General features: G+C 64.9%; 11 protein-coding genes and 5 pseudogenes. 6 read left to right on the top strand and 10 right to left on the bottom strand.

Translation table 11 applies throughout. The annotated features are described in order from the left end of the window. The first annotated feature begins 158 nt into the window (after positions 1–158). The 3 genes and pseudogenes from H0I39_RS23915 (at position 159) to H0I39_RS04210 (ending at position 3168) form a co-directional block, all read left to right on the top strand. Positions 159–1201: pseudogene (locus H0I39_RS23915) on the top strand (TRAP transporter substrate-binding protein). Between the two features lie 105 nt (positions 1202–1306). Then, positions 1307–1846, top strand: a complete 540-nt coding sequence (locus H0I39_RS04215; RefSeq protein WP_180549668.1) for a TRAP transporter small permease — start codon at positions 1307–1309, stop codon at positions 1844–1846. After that, a complete protein-coding gene (locus tag H0I39_RS04210) occupies positions 1843–3168 on the top strand; it encodes a TRAP transporter large permease (RefSeq protein ID WP_180549667.1) in 1326 nt (441 codons plus the stop codon). Before H0I39_RS04215 ends, H0I39_RS04210 begins: the two co-directional genes overlap by 4 nt. A 193-nt stretch (positions 3169–3361) precedes the next feature. On the opposite strand, the gene H0I39_RS04205 is transcribed toward H0I39_RS04210, so the two are convergent. The 10 genes and pseudogenes from H0I39_RS04205 to gyrA form a co-directional block, all read right to left on the bottom strand. Next, positions 3362–3601, bottom strand: a complete 240-nt coding sequence (locus H0I39_RS04205) for a ComEA family DNA-binding protein (RefSeq protein ID WP_307776772.1) — start codon at positions 3599–3601, stop codon at positions 3362–3364. A gap of 129 nt (positions 3602–3730) precedes the next feature. Continuing rightward, positions 3731–4890: pseudogene (gene lapB / locus H0I39_RS04200) on the bottom strand (lipopolysaccharide assembly protein LapB). Then, on the bottom strand, positions 4880–5149 hold the full coding sequence (locus tag H0I39_RS04195; protein ID WP_373368253.1) for a LapA family protein: 270 nt from the start codon (positions 5147–5149) through the stop codon (positions 4880–4882). The pseudogene lapB and the gene H0I39_RS04195 overlap by 11 nt, the downstream one beginning before the upstream one ends. Positions 5150–5216: 67 nt before the next feature. Beyond that, the gene (locus tag H0I39_RS04190; RefSeq protein ID WP_180549665.1) at positions 5217–5531 is read right to left on the bottom strand and encodes an integration host factor subunit beta; all 315 of its coding nucleotides are present in this window, start codon (positions 5529–5531) and stop codon (positions 5217–5219) included. A gap of 46 nt (positions 5532–5577) precedes the next feature. Continuing rightward, positions 5578–7257 (bottom strand): 30S ribosomal protein S1, encoded by a 1680-nt coding sequence (gene rpsA / locus H0I39_RS04185; RefSeq protein ID WP_180549664.1) that lies wholly within the window; start codon positions 7255–7257, stop codon positions 5578–5580. Positions 7258–7467: 210 nt separating this feature from the next. After that, positions 7468–9473 (bottom strand): annotated as a pseudogene (locus tag H0I39_RS04180) (bifunctional 3-phosphoshikimate 1-carboxyvinyltransferase/cytidylate kinase). A gap of 14 nt (positions 9474–9487) precedes the next feature. Beyond that, positions 9488–10360 carry a prephenate dehydrogenase gene (locus H0I39_RS04175; RefSeq protein ID WP_180549663.1) on the bottom strand — a complete coding sequence of 291 codons (873 nt, stop codon included), beginning with the start codon at positions 10358–10360 and terminating at the stop codon, positions 9488–9490. After that, a pseudogene (pheA, locus tag H0I39_RS04170) lies at positions 10353–11461 on the bottom strand (prephenate dehydratase). Before pheA ends, H0I39_RS04175 begins: the two are co-directional and overlap by 8 nt. A 71-nt stretch (positions 11462–11532) precedes the next feature. Continuing rightward, positions 11533–12009, bottom strand: a complete 477-nt coding sequence (locus tag H0I39_RS04165) for a DUF2059 domain-containing protein (protein ID WP_180549662.1) — start codon at positions 12007–12009, stop codon at positions 11533–11535. A 102-nt stretch (positions 12010–12111) separates the two neighbouring features. Further along, positions 12112–14767, bottom strand: a pseudogene (gyrA, locus tag H0I39_RS04160) (DNA gyrase subunit A). 237 nt (positions 14768–15004) lie between these two features. Between gyrA and ompA the strand changes: the two are divergent. The 3 genes from ompA to H0I39_RS04145 all read left to right on the top strand — a co-directional run bounded on the left by ompA (position 15005) and on the right by H0I39_RS04145 (position 16698). Next, positions 15005–15661 carry an outer membrane protein OmpA gene (ompA, locus tag H0I39_RS04155; RefSeq protein ID WP_180551678.1) on the top strand — a complete coding sequence of 219 codons (657 nt, stop codon included), beginning with the start codon at positions 15005–15007 and terminating at the stop codon, positions 15659–15661. A gap of 282 nt (positions 15662–15943) precedes the next feature. Beyond that, a complete protein-coding gene (locus H0I39_RS04150) occupies positions 15944–16273 on the top strand; it encodes a hypothetical protein (protein WP_180549661.1) in 330 nt (109 codons plus the stop codon). Next, positions 16264–16698 carry a hypothetical protein gene (locus H0I39_RS04145; protein WP_180549660.1) on the top strand — a complete coding sequence of 145 codons (435 nt, stop codon included), beginning with the start codon at positions 16264–16266 and terminating at the stop codon, positions 16696–16698. The genes H0I39_RS04150 and H0I39_RS04145 overlap by 10 nt, the downstream gene beginning before the upstream one ends. Positions 16699–16754 lie beyond the last annotated feature (56 nt).

Below are 16754 nucleotides of genomic sequence, written 5' to 3'. Positions count from 1 at the left end.
ACGGAATAGGCAATATAATGCAGGTTGCGCCCGCAACTATTAGCACACTTATAAAATGCGGCGTTTAGGGATGGCCCGTAAACGCAGGGGCGATCCGCACCGTTAGACTGCCCAGCTGAATTCCCAGCTGGCTTCTTTTATTGCAGGAGACTGTTCCTATGACATCCAAGCGTCTGGTGGCCCGTGCCGCCGCCACCCTGTTGCTCGGTCTGGGCGCGCTGACGGGCGCCCACGCACAGACGGTGCTGAAAGTCTCGCACTTCCTGCCGCCGGGCTCGAACTTCCAGAAGAACTTCCTGGAGCCCTGGTGCGAGAAGATCGCCAAGGACTCGGCCGACAAGCTCAAGTGCCAGATCTACCCGGCGCTGCAACTGGGCGGCACGCCCGCGCAGCTGGCCGATCAGGTCAAGAACGGGGTGTCCGACATCGTGTGGACCTCGCCCAGCTATTCCACCGGCCGCTTCCCGCGTACCGAGGCGCTGGAACTGCCCTTCACCATGCCGCCTGATGGCATGGGCGGCAGCCGCGCCATGTGGGAGTTCTATGAGAAGCACGCACGCGACGACTACAAGGACTTCAAGGTCCTGACGATCTGGAGCGCCTCCAACGTGGTGCTGTCCACCGCCAGCAAGCCGATCCTGACCGCCGCCGACTTCAAGGGCGTGAAGCTGCGCAGCCCTCGCGCTTTGCCGCGCTGTTCCTCACGGCGCTGGGCGGCACGCCCGTCAACATGCCGGTGGCGCAGGTGACCGAGGGTGTGTCCAAGGGCGTGATCGACGGCGCCATGGCGCCGTGGGAGGTGCTGCCGGCCACCAAGATCGACGAGGTGGTGAAGTTCCACATGGAAGGCCAGGCGAACCAGCCCGGCTTCACGCAGACGCCGATGGCGCTGCTGATGAACCAGCGCAAGTTCGACAGCCTGCCGGCCGACCTGAAGGCCGTGGTGGAGAAGAACAGCGGCCTGGTCGCGGCCGAGTGGCTGGGCAAGGTCTGGGACGACGGCAACAACGACGCCCGCAAGTCGCTGGCTGCCCGCGGCAACAAGGTGCTGACGATCAAGAACGAAGACCTGGCGGCGATGAAGAAGCAGACCGCCAGCGTCGAGGCCGACTGGATCAAGCAGGCCACCGCGCGCGGCCTGGACGGCAAGAAGCTGGCTGCCGAGGCCCACGCCATCGGCGCGAAATACATGCCGAAGTGAGGATGGATGGGCTTATAACGCGCCCATGAACGCCCGGCCTGCCACGGACACGCGCTGCGTTCCTGGCAGGCTTTTCATCATTCAAGAACACATCGAGGAGGCAGCGTGGCTGAACTTGCGCCGGGCGCTACCGGAGAACCGAGTCCGTTCACCAGCGCCGCAGGGCGCTGGCTCGACCGCATCGCCACGTGGTGGGCGCTGTTCGGCGGCCTGCTGTTTTGCGCCATCGTGGTCATGTCGATCATCTCCATCGTCGGCCGCAAGCTGTTCTCCGCGCCGATTCAGGGCGACATGGAACTGCTGCAGATGGGCTCGGCCATCGGGGCTGCGGCCTTCCTGCCGCTGTGCGAGGTGTATGACCACCACATCAAGGTGGATGCCTTCACCAACGGCCTGAGCGCCCGTGCGCGTGCCTGGCTCGATGTGCTGGGCCACGGCCTGCTGGCCTTGATGGGCGCCATGCTGACCTGGCGCACCGCGCTGTACGCCGTGTCGGCCAAGGAGACGATGGAAGTATCTGCCCTGCTGCTGGTGCCGCTGTGGTGGCCGGTGTCGATGCTGGTGCCGAGCTTTCTGCTGCTGACCGTGGCGGCGCTGGCGCGCCTGGGCATGTCGCTGCGCACGGCTACGGGAGGTGCGGCATGAGCGGCATGACGGTCGGTCTGTGGATCTTCGCGATCCTGCTGTTTCTGCTGGCGATCCGCGTGCACGTGGGTGTCGGCATGTTCCTGGGCGGCGCGGCGGCCTTCCTGGCCATGAACGGGGGCGACCCGTCGGCGCTGCTGTTCACCCTCAACACCACGGCCTACGCGCGCCTGTCGAACTACGATCTGGCGGTGGTGCCGCTGTTCATGCTGATGGGCCAGTTCGCCACGCACGGCGGGCTGTCGAAGGCGCTGTTCCGCTGCGCTGCGGCTTTCCTGGGTCACCTGAAGGGCGGGCTGGGCATGGCGGCAGCGGGTGCCTGCGCGGGTTTTGGTGCCATCTGCGGCTCGTCGCTGGCCACCGCCGCCACCATGGCGCAGGTGGCGCTGCCCGAGCTGCGCGCGCACGGCTACTCGGGCAAGCTGGCCACGTCCACACTGGCTGCGGCCGGCACGCTCGGCATCCTGATCCCGCCCTCGGTGCCGCTGGTGATCTACGCCGTGCTGGTGCAGGAGTCGATCGGCAAGCTGTTCGTGGCCGCCGTCATCCCCGGCATCATTGCCACGCTGGGCTACATGCTGGTCATCCGCATCGTGGTGGCGCTCAATCCCAGCGCCGGCCCGGCCGGCGAGAAGTCGAGCTGGAGCGAGCGTCTGGCTGCCTTGGTGGCGGTGATTCCCGTGATCCTGGTATTCATTGTGGTGATCTACGGCATCTACGGCGGCTGGGCCAACCCGACCGAGGCGGCCTCCATTGGCGCTGCCGCCTGTGCGGTGCTGGCCATCGTCAACGGCATGCGCTGGAAGGGCCTGCGCGAGAGCCTGATCGGCACCGCCCACGCCACCGCCATGATCTTCCTGGTGCTGGTGGGTGCCGACCTGCTCAACTCCGGCCTGGCACTGACGCAGATGCCGGTGGAACTGGCCAACTGGGTCAAGGACAGCGGCATGCCGCCCATGATGGTGCTGGTCGCCATCCTGGTCATCTACCTGGTGCTGGGCTGCGTGATGGACTCGCTGGCGATGATCCTGCTGACGATCCCGATCTTCTATCCCATCATCATGGGCCTGGATTTCTGGGGCCTGAGTCAGGCCGACAAGTCGATCTGGTTCGGCATTCTGGCCTTGATGGTGGTCGAGATCGGCCTGATCACGCCGCCGATGGGCATGAACCTGTTCATCATCCAGAAGCTCTCGCGGACCGTGCCACTGATGGAGATCGCCCGCGGTGTGCTGCCCTTCCTGGTCTCCGACCTGACCCGGATCGTGCTGCTGGTGCTGTTCCCGGTGCTGGCGCTCTGGTTGGTGAACCTGGGGACGTGACGTCAACCCCGATGGGCACGAAAAAGCCGCGCAACGCGCGGCTTTTTCATGTCCGGGAGCGGCCTGTGCCGAGGCCGGTCCGGCTACTTGGCCGCTGCCGCAGCAGGCTTGGCCGTGGCGGCGGCTGCGGGTGCCGCAGGCTTCTGGGCTGCCGGCTTGGTGGGGGCACCGGCATAGCCAGCGCCGTTGACGGTCAGTCCGTTGTCGGAGAAGCGGCTGGCACTTTTTCGCCCACGCCTTTCACGCGGGCGATGAAGTCATTCCAATCCTTGAATTTGCTTTTCTTGCGCTCATCGATGATCCGCGTGGACATGGCGGGGCCAATGCCCTTGACGCTGTCCAGATCGGCCGCCGTGGCCGTATTCACATCGACAGCGGCAAACGAAACGGCCGCGTAGAACATGGTCAATGCCGCCAAAAGCTTTTTCAACATGGGTTTCCTCCGATGTAACGATGAAGAGCCGGCACATGCCGGCCAATGATCTTGCCATGACGCGCCCGGCCTGGAAGCCCGCGCTCTGCAGGGCATCCCCTGTACAGGGTAGAGCTTGTGGCGCCGCGGCTACAACTCTTCGATGCGTTTGGGGGAAAGCTCTCCCAAGCCTGGCAGCCTGGGCACTGCCAGAAATAGCCCTGGGCCTCGAAGCCGCAGGCGGCACAGCGATAACGGGCCAGCGGGCGGGCCGCATGCTCCAGGGAGCGTTGAACCACAGGATGCGCCCCTTCCTGGGCAAACGGCTCGTGGCTGAGCCAGCGGGCAGCGGCGATCAGCGAGGGTTCCTGCGACATGTGGCGGACATAGCCCTCACGCGCGTCCTTCAGGGGCGCTCCCGCGATCATCTGCGCCTGGACGATGGCATCCACCACGTCGACGGATGGTGCTGCGGCATAGCGTCGCTGGAGCAACTCGGTGGCCTGCGGCAGTTCGCCAATGGCCTGGCCGATGCGCACCAACTCGCTCGCGACCAGCGGGAGGGCTTGCGGCGCATGCGGTTCAAGGTCAAGCAGATGCTCGAACGCGCCCCGCAGATCATCCTGCATGGCCAGCAGGCCAGCCATCTGGATGCGGGGTCGGGCGGCGTGAGGGGCTGCCTGGATGGCCTGCTCCAGCAACGTGCGGGCGGTGTCGGCATCCTTCTTCTTGTCCCAGGCATGGGCGGCCAACTCGCATTGGTAATGTGCCAGGCGGGCGGTGAAGTCGCCCTGATGCGCCTGCTGCAAGCGCTGGGCAATGTCTCGTGCCTGCACCCAGTCGCGTGAGCGCTCGTGCAGCGACAGCAAGGTCAGCCAGGCTTGCTCCTGGTAATGTGTGCCGTCCAGCTTGTGCAGTGCGGCTTCGGCCCGGTCGAGCAGGCCGGCTTTCAGAAAATCCTGCGCCAGGGCGTGCTGCGCCCGATCGCGGTCGGCCTGGCTCAGATCGGCACGGGACAGCAGGTGCTCGTGAACCCGGACAGCGCGCTCGTATTCGCCGCGGCGGCGAAACAGGTTGCCCAGCGCGAAGTGCAGTTCCGACGTGTCAGGATCTCTCTGAACCGCTTCGATGAAGGCGTCGATGGCCTGATCCTGCTGCTCGTTCAGCAGGTAATTGAGGCCCTTGAAGTAGGCTTTGGGCGCCTGGCGATTTTCGATGCGGAGTTGGCGCAGATCCAGGCGCGATGCGATCCAGCCGAGCGCGAACACGATCGGCAGGCCCAGCAGGATCCAGCTGAGGTCAAACTCCATGCGGCGGGTCCGTCCGCTCGTCGCCGAGCGGGGCGAGGTCAGAGTGTGGTGCTGGCCTGGGCGCAGGTTTGCGGCGCGACCACCAGCCCGGCAGCATGCCGAGCACGCCCACCACCAGGCCCAGCGCAAACGCGGCCAGCACGATCAACATCATGGGCGCACGCCACTGGTGACCGAACAGAAGATGGACGGTGGCGTCTTGCTGGTTGTTCAGCGCAAAGGCGAACAGGGCAAAAAAACGGCTGCCTTCAGTATCCACGTCAGCAGCCTGGTGAGCTTGTTCATGTGTCTTCTTCAGCGTCGAAGAAGATTCTAGCGGCGGGCACTCAGGAGTCTGGCGCTCGCTCGTCGCTTTCGACGGGTTGCGCGCCGACGGCTTCACGCAAGGCTTTGCCTGGCTTGAAGTGCGGCACCCGCCTTTCGGGGATGTGCACGCTCTCGCCAGTGCGGGGATTCCGGCCCAGGCGTGGTGGCCGGCGGTTGATGGAAAAGCTGCCGAAGCCGCGGATCTCGATCCGATGCCCACGCACCAGCGCATCGCTCATGGCGTCAAGAATCGTCTTGACGGCCGCGTCGGCGTCGCGTTGCGTGAGCTGACCGAAGCGTTCGGCCAGCAGTTCGACCAGGTCGGAGCGGGTCATGTTCCCGAAGGCACGGCCAAGGTGGTGCCTGGCCGTGCTTTCCTTCTTACTTCTCGCTGCTGTCCAGCTTGGCACGCAGCAATGCGCCAAGGCTGGTGGTGCCGGCCGTGCCGCTGCTCTGGCTCAGGCTGGACATGGCTTCCTGCTGGTCGGCAGCGTCCTTGGCCTTGACGGACAACTGGATGTTGCGCGTCTTGCGGTCGACGTTGACCACCACGGCAGTCACTTCGTCGCCCACCTTCAGCACCTGGCTCGCGTCTTCCACGCGGTCACGGCTGATTTCGGAGGCGCGCAGGTAGCCCACCACGTCCTGGCCCAGGTCGATCTCGGCGCCGCGGGCATCGACGCTCTTGACCTTGCCGGTCACCGTCTGGCCCTTGTCGTTCACCGTCACGAAGGTGGTGAACGGGTCCTGGTCGAGCTGCTTGATGCCCAGACTGATGCGCTCGCGGTCGACGTCGACGGCCAGCACGATGGCCTCGACTTCCTGGCCCTTCTTGTAATTGCGGACGGCGGCTTCGCCGGGCTCGTTCCACGACAGATCGGACAGATGCACCAGGCCGTCGATGCCGGCGGCCAGGCCGACGAACACTCCGAAGTCGGTGATCGACTTGATCGGGCCCTTGACGCGGTCGCCGCGCTTGGTGTTCTGCGCGAATTCCTGCCACGGGTTGGCGCGGCACTGCTTCATGCCCAGGGAGATGCGGCGCTTGTCCTCGTCGATCTCGAGCACCATGACCTCGACCTCGTCGCCCAGCGACACGATCTTGCTCGGGGCCACGTTCTTGTTGGTCCAGTCCATCTCGGACACGTGCACCAGGCCTTCGATGCCGGGCTCCAGTTCGACGAAGGCGCCGTAGTCGGCGATGTTGGTGACCTTGCCGAACATGCGCGTGCCCTGCGGGTAGCGGCGGCTCACGCCCAGCCACGGGTCGTCGCCCATCTGCTTGAGGCCCAGCGACACGCGGTTCTTCTCGGTGTCGAACTTGAGGATCTTGGCGGTGATTTCCTGGCCAGCCTGCACCACCTCGCTGGGGTGGCGCACACGGCGCCAGGCCATGTCGGTGATGTGCAGCAGGCCGTCGATGCCACCCAGGTCGACGAACGCGCCGTATTCGGTGATGTTCTTGACCACACCGTTGACGATGGCGCCTTCCTTCAGCGTCTCCATCAGCTTGGCGCGCTCTTCGCCCATGCTGGCCTCGACCACGGCGCGGCGGCTCAGCACCACGTTGTTGCGCTTGCGGTCGAGCTTGATGACCTTGAACTCGAGCGTCTTGTTCTCGTAGGGCGTCAGGTCCTTGGTGGGGCGGGTGTCGACCAGCGAGCCGGGCAGGAAGGCGCGGATGCCGTTGACCAGCACCGTCAGGCCACCCTTGACCTTGCCGGCGGTGGTGCCGGTGACGAAGTCGCCCGATTCGAGGGCTTGTTCCAGCGCCAGCCAAGAGGCCAGGCGCTTGGCGGTGTCGCGGCTCAGGATGGTGTCACCGTAGCCGTTTTCGATGGAGCCGATGGCCACCGGCACGAAGGCGCCGGGCTCGACCTCGACCTCGCCTTGGTCGTTCTTGAATTCCTCGATCGGGATGTAGGCCTCGGACTTGAGGCCGGCATTCACGACGACGAAGCTGTGCTCGACGCGCACGACTTCGGCGGTGATGACTTCACCCGGGCGCATTTCGGTGCGCTGCAGGGATTCCTCGAACAACTGGGCAAAAGATTCAGACATGAAAGGTTCCTTGTCCGCACACACAGGTTCACGACGGCACGGTGCAATCGTTTCTAAAGGCTGGTGGCGGGGACGTGGTTTGCGGCAGGACCGCGGTCAGGTTGAACAACCCATGGACTCAGTGCGCTTGAACGCGCGGAGGGAAGCCAATGGGGCGGGTGGCCGGTCAAGGCGCAGCAACGTGTCTTGACCGGGTGGGCAGCCACACCTTCAGGAGGTGCGAAACGGCTGCCTCTCCTGCCACCAGCGGAGCACCTGATCGACCGATTCCTCGACCGTCAGCTGCGAGTTGTCCAGCAGCAGGGCGTCTTGCGCGGGCTTGAGAGGCGATGCGGTGCGGGACTGATCCCGCGCATCGCGCGCTTCCAAGTCGGCGCGAAGACTGTTGATATTAGCAGGAATTCCCTTGGAAATCAATTGCTTATGGCGCCTTTCGGCGCGCTGCGCAGCACCGGCAGTGAGATAGACCTTGAGCGCCGCCTGCGGAAAGATGGTGGTGCCCATGTCGCGCCCATCGGCCACCAGGCCGGGCAGGCAGGCAAAGCCGTGCTGCAAATTCAGGAGCGACTGGCGCACGCTAGGCAAGGCGGAAACGCATGATGCATCCATGCCTGCAGCTTCGGTGCGAATGGCGTCGCTGACGTCCTCGTCGCCGAGCAGGATGCGATCGGCCACAAAGCGCACCGGCAGGGACTGGGCCAGGGCGCTGATTGCTGCCTCGTTGCACGGATCGGGTTCCAGCTGCGCGCGGCGAGCGGCCAAGCCGGTGAGCCGGTACAGCGAACCGGAGTCGAGGTAGTGATAGCCCAGCCGGCGCGCCACTTCGCTGGCCAGCGTGCCCTTGCCGGAGGCCGTGGGGCCGTCGATGCAGATGACGGGCACGGCACCTGCTGGCTGTGCGATGGCGAACAGTGTTTCGAGGTAATCCGGGAAGGTCTTGGCGACGCACTTGGGGTCTTCGATGCGCACCGGCAGGCCGGCGGGATTGAAGGCTGCCAGCGAGCCGCACATGGCCATGCGGTGGTCGTCGTAGGTGTGGATCGACGCCGCGCGCCAGGCGCCAGCGTCGGGCAATGGCATCACGCGGATGAAGTCGGCGCCTTCCTCGACCTCCGCACCCAGCTTGCGCAGCTCGGTGGCCATGGCGGCGATGCGGTCGGTTTCCTTCACGCGCCAGCTGGCGATGTTGCGCAGCGTGGTCGGACCGTCGGCATAGAGTGCCATCACCGCCAGCGTCATCGCCGCGTCGGGGATGTGGTTGCAATCAAGTCGATGGCCTTCAACGGCCACTGGCCGCGCCGCACGTGAAGCCAATTGGGACCGCTTTGAATCTCGGCGCCCATCATCCGTGCGGCTTCGACGAAGCGGATGTCGCCCTGGATGGAGGTTTCGCCCACGCCCTCTATTTTCAAGCCTTTCTGGCCTTCAGGCGGCGCCGATAAAGCGCCAGCAGCTATGAAATAACTAGCTGAAGAAGCGTCGGCTTCGACATGGATTTGGCCGGGCGACTGGTAGCGGCTGCCTGCGGGGATGACGAAGCGTGCCCAGTTCTCGCGCCGCACCTGCACGCCGAAGCGCGCCAGCAGCTGCAGCGTGATGTCGATGTAGGGCTTGGAGATCAGCTCGCCCACGACGTCAACGACGACATCCTGCGTCTGCGCAGCCAGCGGCAGGGCCATCAGCAGCGCTGTGAGGAACTGGCTGGACACGTCGCCGCGCACGGGGATCGGCTGGCCGAGCCGCAACTGGGGCTGGCCGATGCGCAGCGGCGGGTAGCCTTCCTGGCCGAGGTAGTCGACGCGGCAGCCCACGGCCCGCAGCGCATTGACCAGGTCGCCGATGGGCCGCTCGTGCATGCGTGGAATCCCGCTGAGCGTGTAGTCGCCACCCAGCACCGCCAGTGCGGCCGTCAGAGGTCGCATGGCCGTGCCGGCGTTGCCCAGGAACAAGTCGGCCTGCGGCTGGCGCGGGCGACTGCCCAAGCCATTGATGACGGCGGTTGCGCCCTCGACCGTCACACTGCAACCCAGCTGCCGCAAGGCCTGCAGCATCACGCGCGTATCGTCGGAGTCGAGCAGATCGTGGACGGTGGTCCGACCTTCGCACAGCGCCGCCAGCAGCAGCACGCGGTTGGAGATGCTCTTGGAGCCGGGCAGGCGCACCGTACCGGAGACAGAGCGCAGCGCCGGTATGTCGAGAAATTCGGTATCGAACACGGGGTGAAGCGGCGTCAACGTGCGCCGGGTGACACGCGCCAGTTGGCCCGTGCGTGGCTGGCGCGGTTGATCAGGCGCTCCAGTTCGTCGGCCTGGCCATTGACGATCAAGTGCTGGAATTCAGCCAGGGCGAGCTGGAATTGCTCGGTCTGGCGCGCCAGCTCCTCGCGGTTGGCGATCAGCACGTCGCGCCACATCTGCGGATCAGCCGCAGCAATGCGGCTGAAGTCGCGGAACCCCGGACCCGCCATCGAGAGGTAGTCCTTGCCTTCGGGCTGGCCGGTGATGCTGTTCATGAGCGCGAACGCCAGCAGGTGCGGCAGGTGGCTGACCGCGGCGAAGGCGGCGTCGTGTGCCTCGGGCGACATCGTGACCACCTCGCAGCCGAGCGCGCGCCACAGGGCGACGGCCTGGTCGAGCTTGGTGGTCAGGGTGCGCTCGATCGGCGTGAGGATGACCTGCCTGCCGGCGTACAGACCGGCGTCGGCATTCTCGACGCCCGACACTTCGCGGCCGGTGATCGGGTGGCAGGGCACGAACACGCCGACGTCATGCTTGAGCACGCGGCGCGCGGCGTCGACCACATCGCGCTTGCTGGAGCCGACGTCCATGATCAGCATGTCGGGACTGACGAGGTGGCGGATGGCTTTCAGCGTGGTTTCGGTGGCGGCCACGGGCACGGCCAGCAGCACCAGATCGGCACCAGAGACGGCGAGCAGGGCAGACGGCGCCTCGACATCGATCACGCCCAGTTGCAAGGCCCGCGCGGTGGTGGAGGGCGACTTGCTGTAGCCGACGACCCGGCGCACCAGGCCGGCGCGCTTGAGCGCCAGGGCGAACGAGCCGCCCATCAGGCCGCAGCCGATCAGTCCGAGTTGTTCAAACATCTTGTCCGAGAGGGTAGGCGCCCAGCATCTTGTAGAACGCGCAGTAGGCCTGAAGTTCGGCCAGTGCTGCCGCCACGTTGGGCTGGCTCGGGTGCCCCTGCAGGTCGATGTAGAAATAGTATTCCCATTTGCCGGACTTGGCCGGGCGCGACTCCAGGCGCGTCATCGAGACTCCGTGCTTTTTCAACGGAGTCAGCATGTCGTGCACCGAGCCGGGCTTGTTGGGCACCGACACCACGATGCTGGTGCAGTCGCGTGCAGTGGCGGCGGGCATCGCCAGGGTCTGCGGCAGGCAGATCACGGCGAAGCGCGTGCGGTTGTAGGCCTCGTCCTGGATGGCATGGGCGACGATGTGCAGCCCGAACCGCGATGCGGCTCGCTCGCTGGCCAGGCCGGCCCAGGCCGGGTTGGTGGACGCCAGGCGAGCGCCTTCGGCGTTGCTGGACACCGCGCGGCGCTCGGCCTTCGGCAGATGCTCTGACAGCCAGCCCTGGCACTGCATCAGGGCCTGGGGATGGGCCAGCACGACCTCGATGCCTTCGAGCGAATTGACCTGCCGCAGCAGGTTGTGGCGCACGAGCAGGCTGACCTCGCCCACGGTGTGCACGGGTGAATGCAGGAACAGGTCGAACGAGCGCGCCACCACGCCCTCGGTGGAGTTCTCCATGCCCACCACGCCGAATTGCGAAGTGCCGGCGGCCGTGGCGTGGAACACCTCGTCGAAGCTGTTGCAGTAGATCAGGTTGGCGGCGCTGCCGAAGAATTCGATGGCAGCCTGCTCGCAGAACGTGCCTTGCGGACCAAGCACCGCCACGCGCTGCGGCACTTCCAGTGCCAGGCAGGCGGACATGATCTCGCGCCAGATGGCGGCCACGTGCTGGTTCAGCAGCGGCCCTGGGTTGGCGGCCTGTATCTTCTCGATGACCTGCGCCACGCGATCGGGGCGGAAAAAGGCGTGCCTTCTTCGCGCTTGAGGTCGCCCACCTCTTCGGCCACTCGGGCGCGCTGATTCAGCAGCGACAGCAACTGGGCGTCCAGGCTGTCGATCTGCACCCGAAGCCTGGCCAGTGCTTCGGACTGGATGGGAGGTGGCGAACTCATGGGATCAGAATGCTCCGGAAAACGACAATGCGCCGGCAGGTTGCCGGCGCAGCATGGGGTGAGCCGGTTTCTTACTTCTTGCCGCCGTTGGAAGAGCCCGTACTGGCACTGACGATGCGGTTCGCTGCCGTGTCGAAGTTCTTGGCACCAGCTTCAACTGAACTGCGGGTGGCGTCGATCACGCGCTTGGCCCAGGCGTTGGTGGCTTCTGGGCCCAGTGCCTGAAACTTGGTGCTGACCGGCGATTCGAGGTAGGCGATGATGGTCTTCAGTTCGTCTTCGGTGAGCTTCTCCATGAAGATCGGCACCAGCGCGGCTTCGCCAGCCTTGCCGACCTGGGCTTCCACGGTCTTGTGCGTGCTGTCCGCGAACTTCTTCAACTCGACATCCAGCTTGTCGCGTACTTCTTTCTGCTTGGCCGGCGGCACGGTTTCGTCCAGGCGTTGCGACCAGTTGGCCAGCACCGGCTGCACCGCGGTGGCGGTCAACTGCTCGGCCAGCGCTGCACTGTCGGCCTTCAGCTGGATTTGCGCCAGCTTGGTGGCCAAGGCACGTTTGCCATCATTTTGGGCTGTAGCCGGCATGGATAGTGCGCAAGCAGCTGCCAATACGATAGCAGCAGGAAGGCGAAGATAAGTGACTTTCAAGGTTTACTCCATTGGGGGATCCTGGGGTTCATCGGTTGCGGCTTCCTGCGCATCGTTCTCGACGATGCGCTGCAGGCCGCTCAGCTGAGCGCCGTCGTCGAGGGCGATGAGGGTGACGCCCTGCGTGGCGCGCCCCATCTCGCGAATCTCGGCCACGCGGGTGCGCACCAGCACGCCCTTGTCGGTGATCAGCATGATCTCATCCTCAACGCCGACGAGGGTCGCGGCGACGACCTTGCCGTTGCGCTCGCTCTGCTGGATGGCGATCATGCCTTTGGTGCCACGGCCGTGGCGTGTGTATTCGGTAATGTTGGTGCGCTTTCCGTAACCGTTCTCGGTGGCGGTCAGAACGCTGTTGCGGGCGTTTGGTTCCGTGCCGGGTTCGGCTGCCTCGGCGTCGGCCACCAGCATGGCGATGACGCTCTGGCCCTCTTCCAGCTGCATGCCGCGCACGCCGCGCGCGTTGCGGCCCATGGGGCGCACGTCGTTCTCGTCGAAGCGCACGGCTTTGCCGCCATCGGAGAACAGCATCACGTCGTGCTCGCCGTCCGTCAGTGCGGCGCCGATCAGGTAATCGCCTTCGTCCAGGTCGACGGCGATGATGCCGGCCTTGCGCGGGTTGCTGAACTCGGGCAGCGCGGTCTTCTTGACGGTGCCCATCGACGTCGCCATGAAGACGTAGCGGTTCTCCGGGAAGCTGCGTGCTTCACCAGTGAGCGGCAGCACGACGTTGATCTTTTCGCCCTCGGCCAGCGGGAACATGTTGACGATGGGGCGCCCGCGCGAGCCGCGCGAGCCCGAGGGGACTTCCCACACCTTGAGCCAGTACAGCCGCCCGCGGTTGGAAAAGCCCAGGATGTAGTCGTGCGTGTTGGCGATGAAGAGCTGGTCGATCCAGTCGTCTTCCTTGGTCGCCGTGGCCTGCTTGCCGCGGCCGCCGCGCTTCTGGGCGCGGTACTCGCTCAGGGGCTGCGCCTTGATGTAGCCGGTATGGCTCAGCGTCACCACCATGTCGGTCGGCGTGATCAGGTCTTCGGTGGCCAAGTCCTGCGCGTTGTGCTCGATGGTGGAGCGGCGCGCACCTTCCTTGGTCTGGCCGAACTCGGTCTTCAGCGCGGTCAACTCCTCGCTGATGATGGTCGATACGCGCGCCGGCTTGGCCAGGATGTCGAGCAGATCCTCGATCTCGGACATCACTTCCTTGTATTCGGCAACGATCTTGTCTTGCTCCAGCCCCGTCAGGCGCTGCAGACGCATCTGCAGGATTTCCTGCGCCTGCGTGTCCGACAGGCGATACAGGCCATCCGCCTGCAAACCGTAGGCACGGTCGAGGTCATCCGGGCGGTAGTCGTCGGCGCTAATGGTGACGCCGTCCTCGCGTGTGCGCGTCAGCATCTCGCGCACCAAAGCGCTGTCCCAGCTGCGCGCCATCAGCTCGGCCTTGGCCACCGGCGGGTGGGCGATTCGCGGATGATGCGGATGAACTCGTCGATGTTGGCCAGCGCCACCGCCAGGCCTTCCAGCACGTGGCCCCGCTCGCGGGCCTTGCGCAGGTCGTACACCGTGCGCCGCGTCACCACTTCGCGGCGGTGCTGGATGAAGACCTGCAGCAGTTCCTTCAGGTTGCACAGCTTGGGCTGACCGTCGATCAGCGCCACCATGTTGACGCCGAAGGTGTCCTGCAGCTGCGTCTGCTTGTACAGGTTGTTCAGCACCACCTCGGGCACTTCGCCGCGCTTGAGCTCGATCACCAGGCGCATGCCCGACTTGTCGGACTCATCCTGGATGTGGCTGATGCCTTCGAGCTTCTTCTCGTGCACCAGCTCGGCCATGCGCTCCTGCAGCGTCTTCTTGTTGACCTGGTAGGGAGTTCGTCAACGATGATGGCTTGGCGCTGACCCTTGTCGATGTCCTCGAAGTGCACCTTGGCGCGCATCACCACACGGCCACGGCCGGTGCGGTAGCCGTCCTTGACGCCCTGGATGCCATAGATGATGCCCCCGGTGGGGAAGTCTGGCGCCGGCACGATCTCCATCAGCTCGTCGATGCTGGCTTCGGGCTGGCGCAGCAGATGCAGGCAGGCATCCACCACTTCGTTGAGGTTGTGCGGCGGGATGTTCGTGGCCATACCCACCGCGATGCCGCCCGAGCCGTTGACCAGCAGGTTGGGCACGCGCGTCGGCAGGACGGTGGGCTCCAGCTCCTTGCCGTCGTAGTTGGGCACCATGTCGACGGTCTGCTTGTCGATATCGGCGAGGATCTCGCCGGCGATCTTCTCCAGCCGGCATTCCGTATAGCGGTAAGCGGCGGCGCTGTCGCCGTCGACCGAGCCGAAGTTGCCTTGGCCGTCGATCAGTGGGTACCGCATGGAGAAGTCCTGGGCCATGCGCACCAGTGCTTCATAAGTGGCAGAGTCGCCGTGCGGGTGAAAGCGGCCGAGCACGTCACCGACCACCCGGGCGCACTTCACGTAAGGACGGTTCCAGACATTGTTGGCCTCGTGCATGGAGAACAGCACGCGGCGGTGCACCGGCTTCAGGCCGTCACGTGCGTCGGGAAGTGCGCGTCCCACGATCACGCTCATGGCGTAATCCAGGTAGCTTCGCCGCATCTCCTCTTCCAGACTGATCGGGAGCGTTTCTTTGGCGAATGAAGTCATATCTATATAGAGAGTCCCGCCCGAGCGGGCGAAAGTCGCTGATTCTAGGCGCTTTGCGGTGTCGTATCACAGCAACATTCGGCTTGAATTGAGCGCTTGTCTGACGGGGCGCGCCGCGGTTCTGTTAAGAATGCACAAAGACGTGTGGCACAATCAATCCAACGTTTTTGGTGGTGGTCACTTGAAGCGTCCGATTTATCGCAGCCCGGCTGCGGCTTTTTCCCCATGAGGAGAACCATGAAGAAACTGAACAAAGTAGCGATCATGTTCGCTGTTGCAACCGTGGCTGGTTCCGCCTTCGCAGCTGGCTCGACGATCAACTCCGACAACTGGCGCAGCGGCCACGGCAACCTGATCTGGAAGAACGGCACCAACGAACTGTGCTGGCGCGATGCCTTCTGGACGCCCGCTACCGCTGCTCCTGGCTGCGATGGCGCTCTGGAAGCACCGAAGGCCGCCGCTCCCGCTCCTGCCGCCGCTCCGGCTCCTGCCGCAGCTGCTCCGGCACCTGCTCCCGCACCTGCTCCTTTGGCCGCCCAGAAGGTGACCTACGCTGCCGACGCCTTCTTCGACTTCGACAAGTCGGTGCTGAAGCCCGAAGGCCGCGCCAAGCTGGACGATCTGGTCAGCAAGATCCAAGGCATCAACCTGGAAGTCATCATTGCTGTGGGTCACACCGACTCGGTCGGCTCTGACGCCTACAACCAGCGCCTGTCGGTCCGCCGTGCCGAAGCCGTGAAGGCCTACCTGGTGTCCAAGGGCATCGAGCGCAACCGCATCTACACCGAAGGCAAGGGCGAAAAGCAGCCTGTGGCTGACAACCGTACCGCCGAAGGCCGCGCGAAGAACCGTCGCGTGGAAGTGGAAGTGGTGGGCACGCGCGCCACGAAGTAATCCGATCCTTTTCGGACATTACTCAAAGAGCCTTGGGAGCGTCAGCTCCCGGGGCTTTTTCATTGGACCGATGAAATTGTCTGCGCGATGAAGTGCCGTGGCGTTGGGGCCATCGTCCTGATCTCTGGTGCCCTTTTTGGCCTTGCTCCGGCGGTGAATGCCGGTTCGCAAGGTGATCACGTCGTCGCCGGGGCTCTTGAGGCGCCTTGTGACTTTCGAGCAGGGCTCTCACGCATGGAGCCTGGGACGCAGCCTGTCGCGCAGATGGTGCTGTCACCCCGCATGCCTTACGCGCTGCAGGAATGGCGCCGGATGGCTGGGGTGGCCCGCGAGGCTGGATTCCACGTCGTTGTCTTTCGCGATCCCCGGGTTGCTCAGGATGAGTGGCTGCAGGCTGTCGCTGCTGCCGGCGCAATGGAGTTGACCGAAGCTCCCGCGCTCGACCCGGATACCGGGCGGGCTTGTCAAGTGCTGAATCACTCTCCCGCCACCATCGTTGTCCGTTGTGGGCGCGCGCACCCGTGGCCGATCCTCGGCGTCATGCCGGACGCTGCATGGCATGGTCTGCTGCAAGCGCGGGGCACCGAACTGGAGGCCGTGTCATGCCGTTGAACAGGGCGTTCAGGGGTGGCCGGCATGCGGGTGTGCTGGCGCTGGGCGTCGGCGCCGCCATGGCGATGGCTCACGCCGCAGGGCCGGCATGCATTCCGCCCTTGACCTATCTGCCGCTGGACGCCCACATCGTTGGCCGCGACACGCACGGCGTAGCAGCGTTGGGAACGTACGAACGCATCAGCCCGGACGGACGTTTCATCCTGCGCTCGTATTCTGGCGCTCAGTTGGGCAAGGTGAGTTTGATGGAACTGCCTGCAACATCCAGCGGCGCTGTCAAGGCTTATCGCACGCCGTTTTCCAACGAGGCATTTCCTGTCCAGGGCACATGGCGATACCTTGTCGACGTTTCTGGCGAACACTATCGCTTCAGCGACATTCCGCGTCTGCAGACAGCGGCCAAGCCACTGTTCAAGGGGGAATGACGGGCTTCTACGCAGCAGCGTCCGAACTGGGACCATGGGTTGACCGCGGGGAGGGT

It is taken from the genome of Ottowia beijingensis (genome assembly GCF_013423955.1).
Taxonomy (GTDB): domain Bacteria; phylum Pseudomonadota; class Gammaproteobacteria; order Burkholderiales; family Burkholderiaceae_C; genus Ottowia; species Ottowia beijingensis.
The sequence above is the reverse complement of the archived record's forward strand: the minus strand, read 5'-3'. Positions and strand labels throughout refer to the sequence as shown.

Excerpts from the sequence above, each read along its gene's own strand:
- H0I39_RS04210 (WP_180549667.1), top strand. The coding sequence starts at position 1,843 with ATGAGCGGCATGACGGTCGGTCTGTGGATCTTCGCGATCCTGCTGTTT.
- H0I39_RS04190 (WP_180549665.1), bottom strand. The coding sequence starts at position 5,531 with ATGACCCGCTCCGACCTGGTCGAACTGCTGGCCGAACGCTTCGGTCAG.
- rpsA (WP_180549664.1), bottom strand. The coding sequence starts at position 7,257 with ATGTCTGAATCTTTTGCCCAGTTGTTCGAGGAATCCCTGCAGCGCACC.
- ompA (WP_180551678.1), top strand. The coding sequence starts at position 15,005 with ATGAAGAAACTGAACAAAGTAGCGATCATGTTCGCTGTTGCAACCGTG.
- H0I39_RS04205 (WP_307776772.1), bottom strand. The coding sequence starts at position 3,601 with ATGTTGAAAAAGCTTTTGGCGGCATTGACCATGTTCTACGCGGCCGTT.
- H0I39_RS04175 (WP_180549663.1), bottom strand. The coding sequence starts at position 10,360 with ATGTTTGAACAACTCGGACTGATCGGCTGCGGCCTGATGGGCGGCTCG.
- H0I39_RS04150 (WP_180549661.1), top strand. The coding sequence starts at position 15,944 with ATGCCTTACGCGCTGCAGGAATGGCGCCGGATGGCTGGGGTGGCCCGC.
- H0I39_RS04145 (WP_180549660.1), top strand. The coding sequence starts at position 16,264 with ATGCCGTTGAACAGGGCGTTCAGGGGTGGCCGGCATGCGGGTGTGCTG.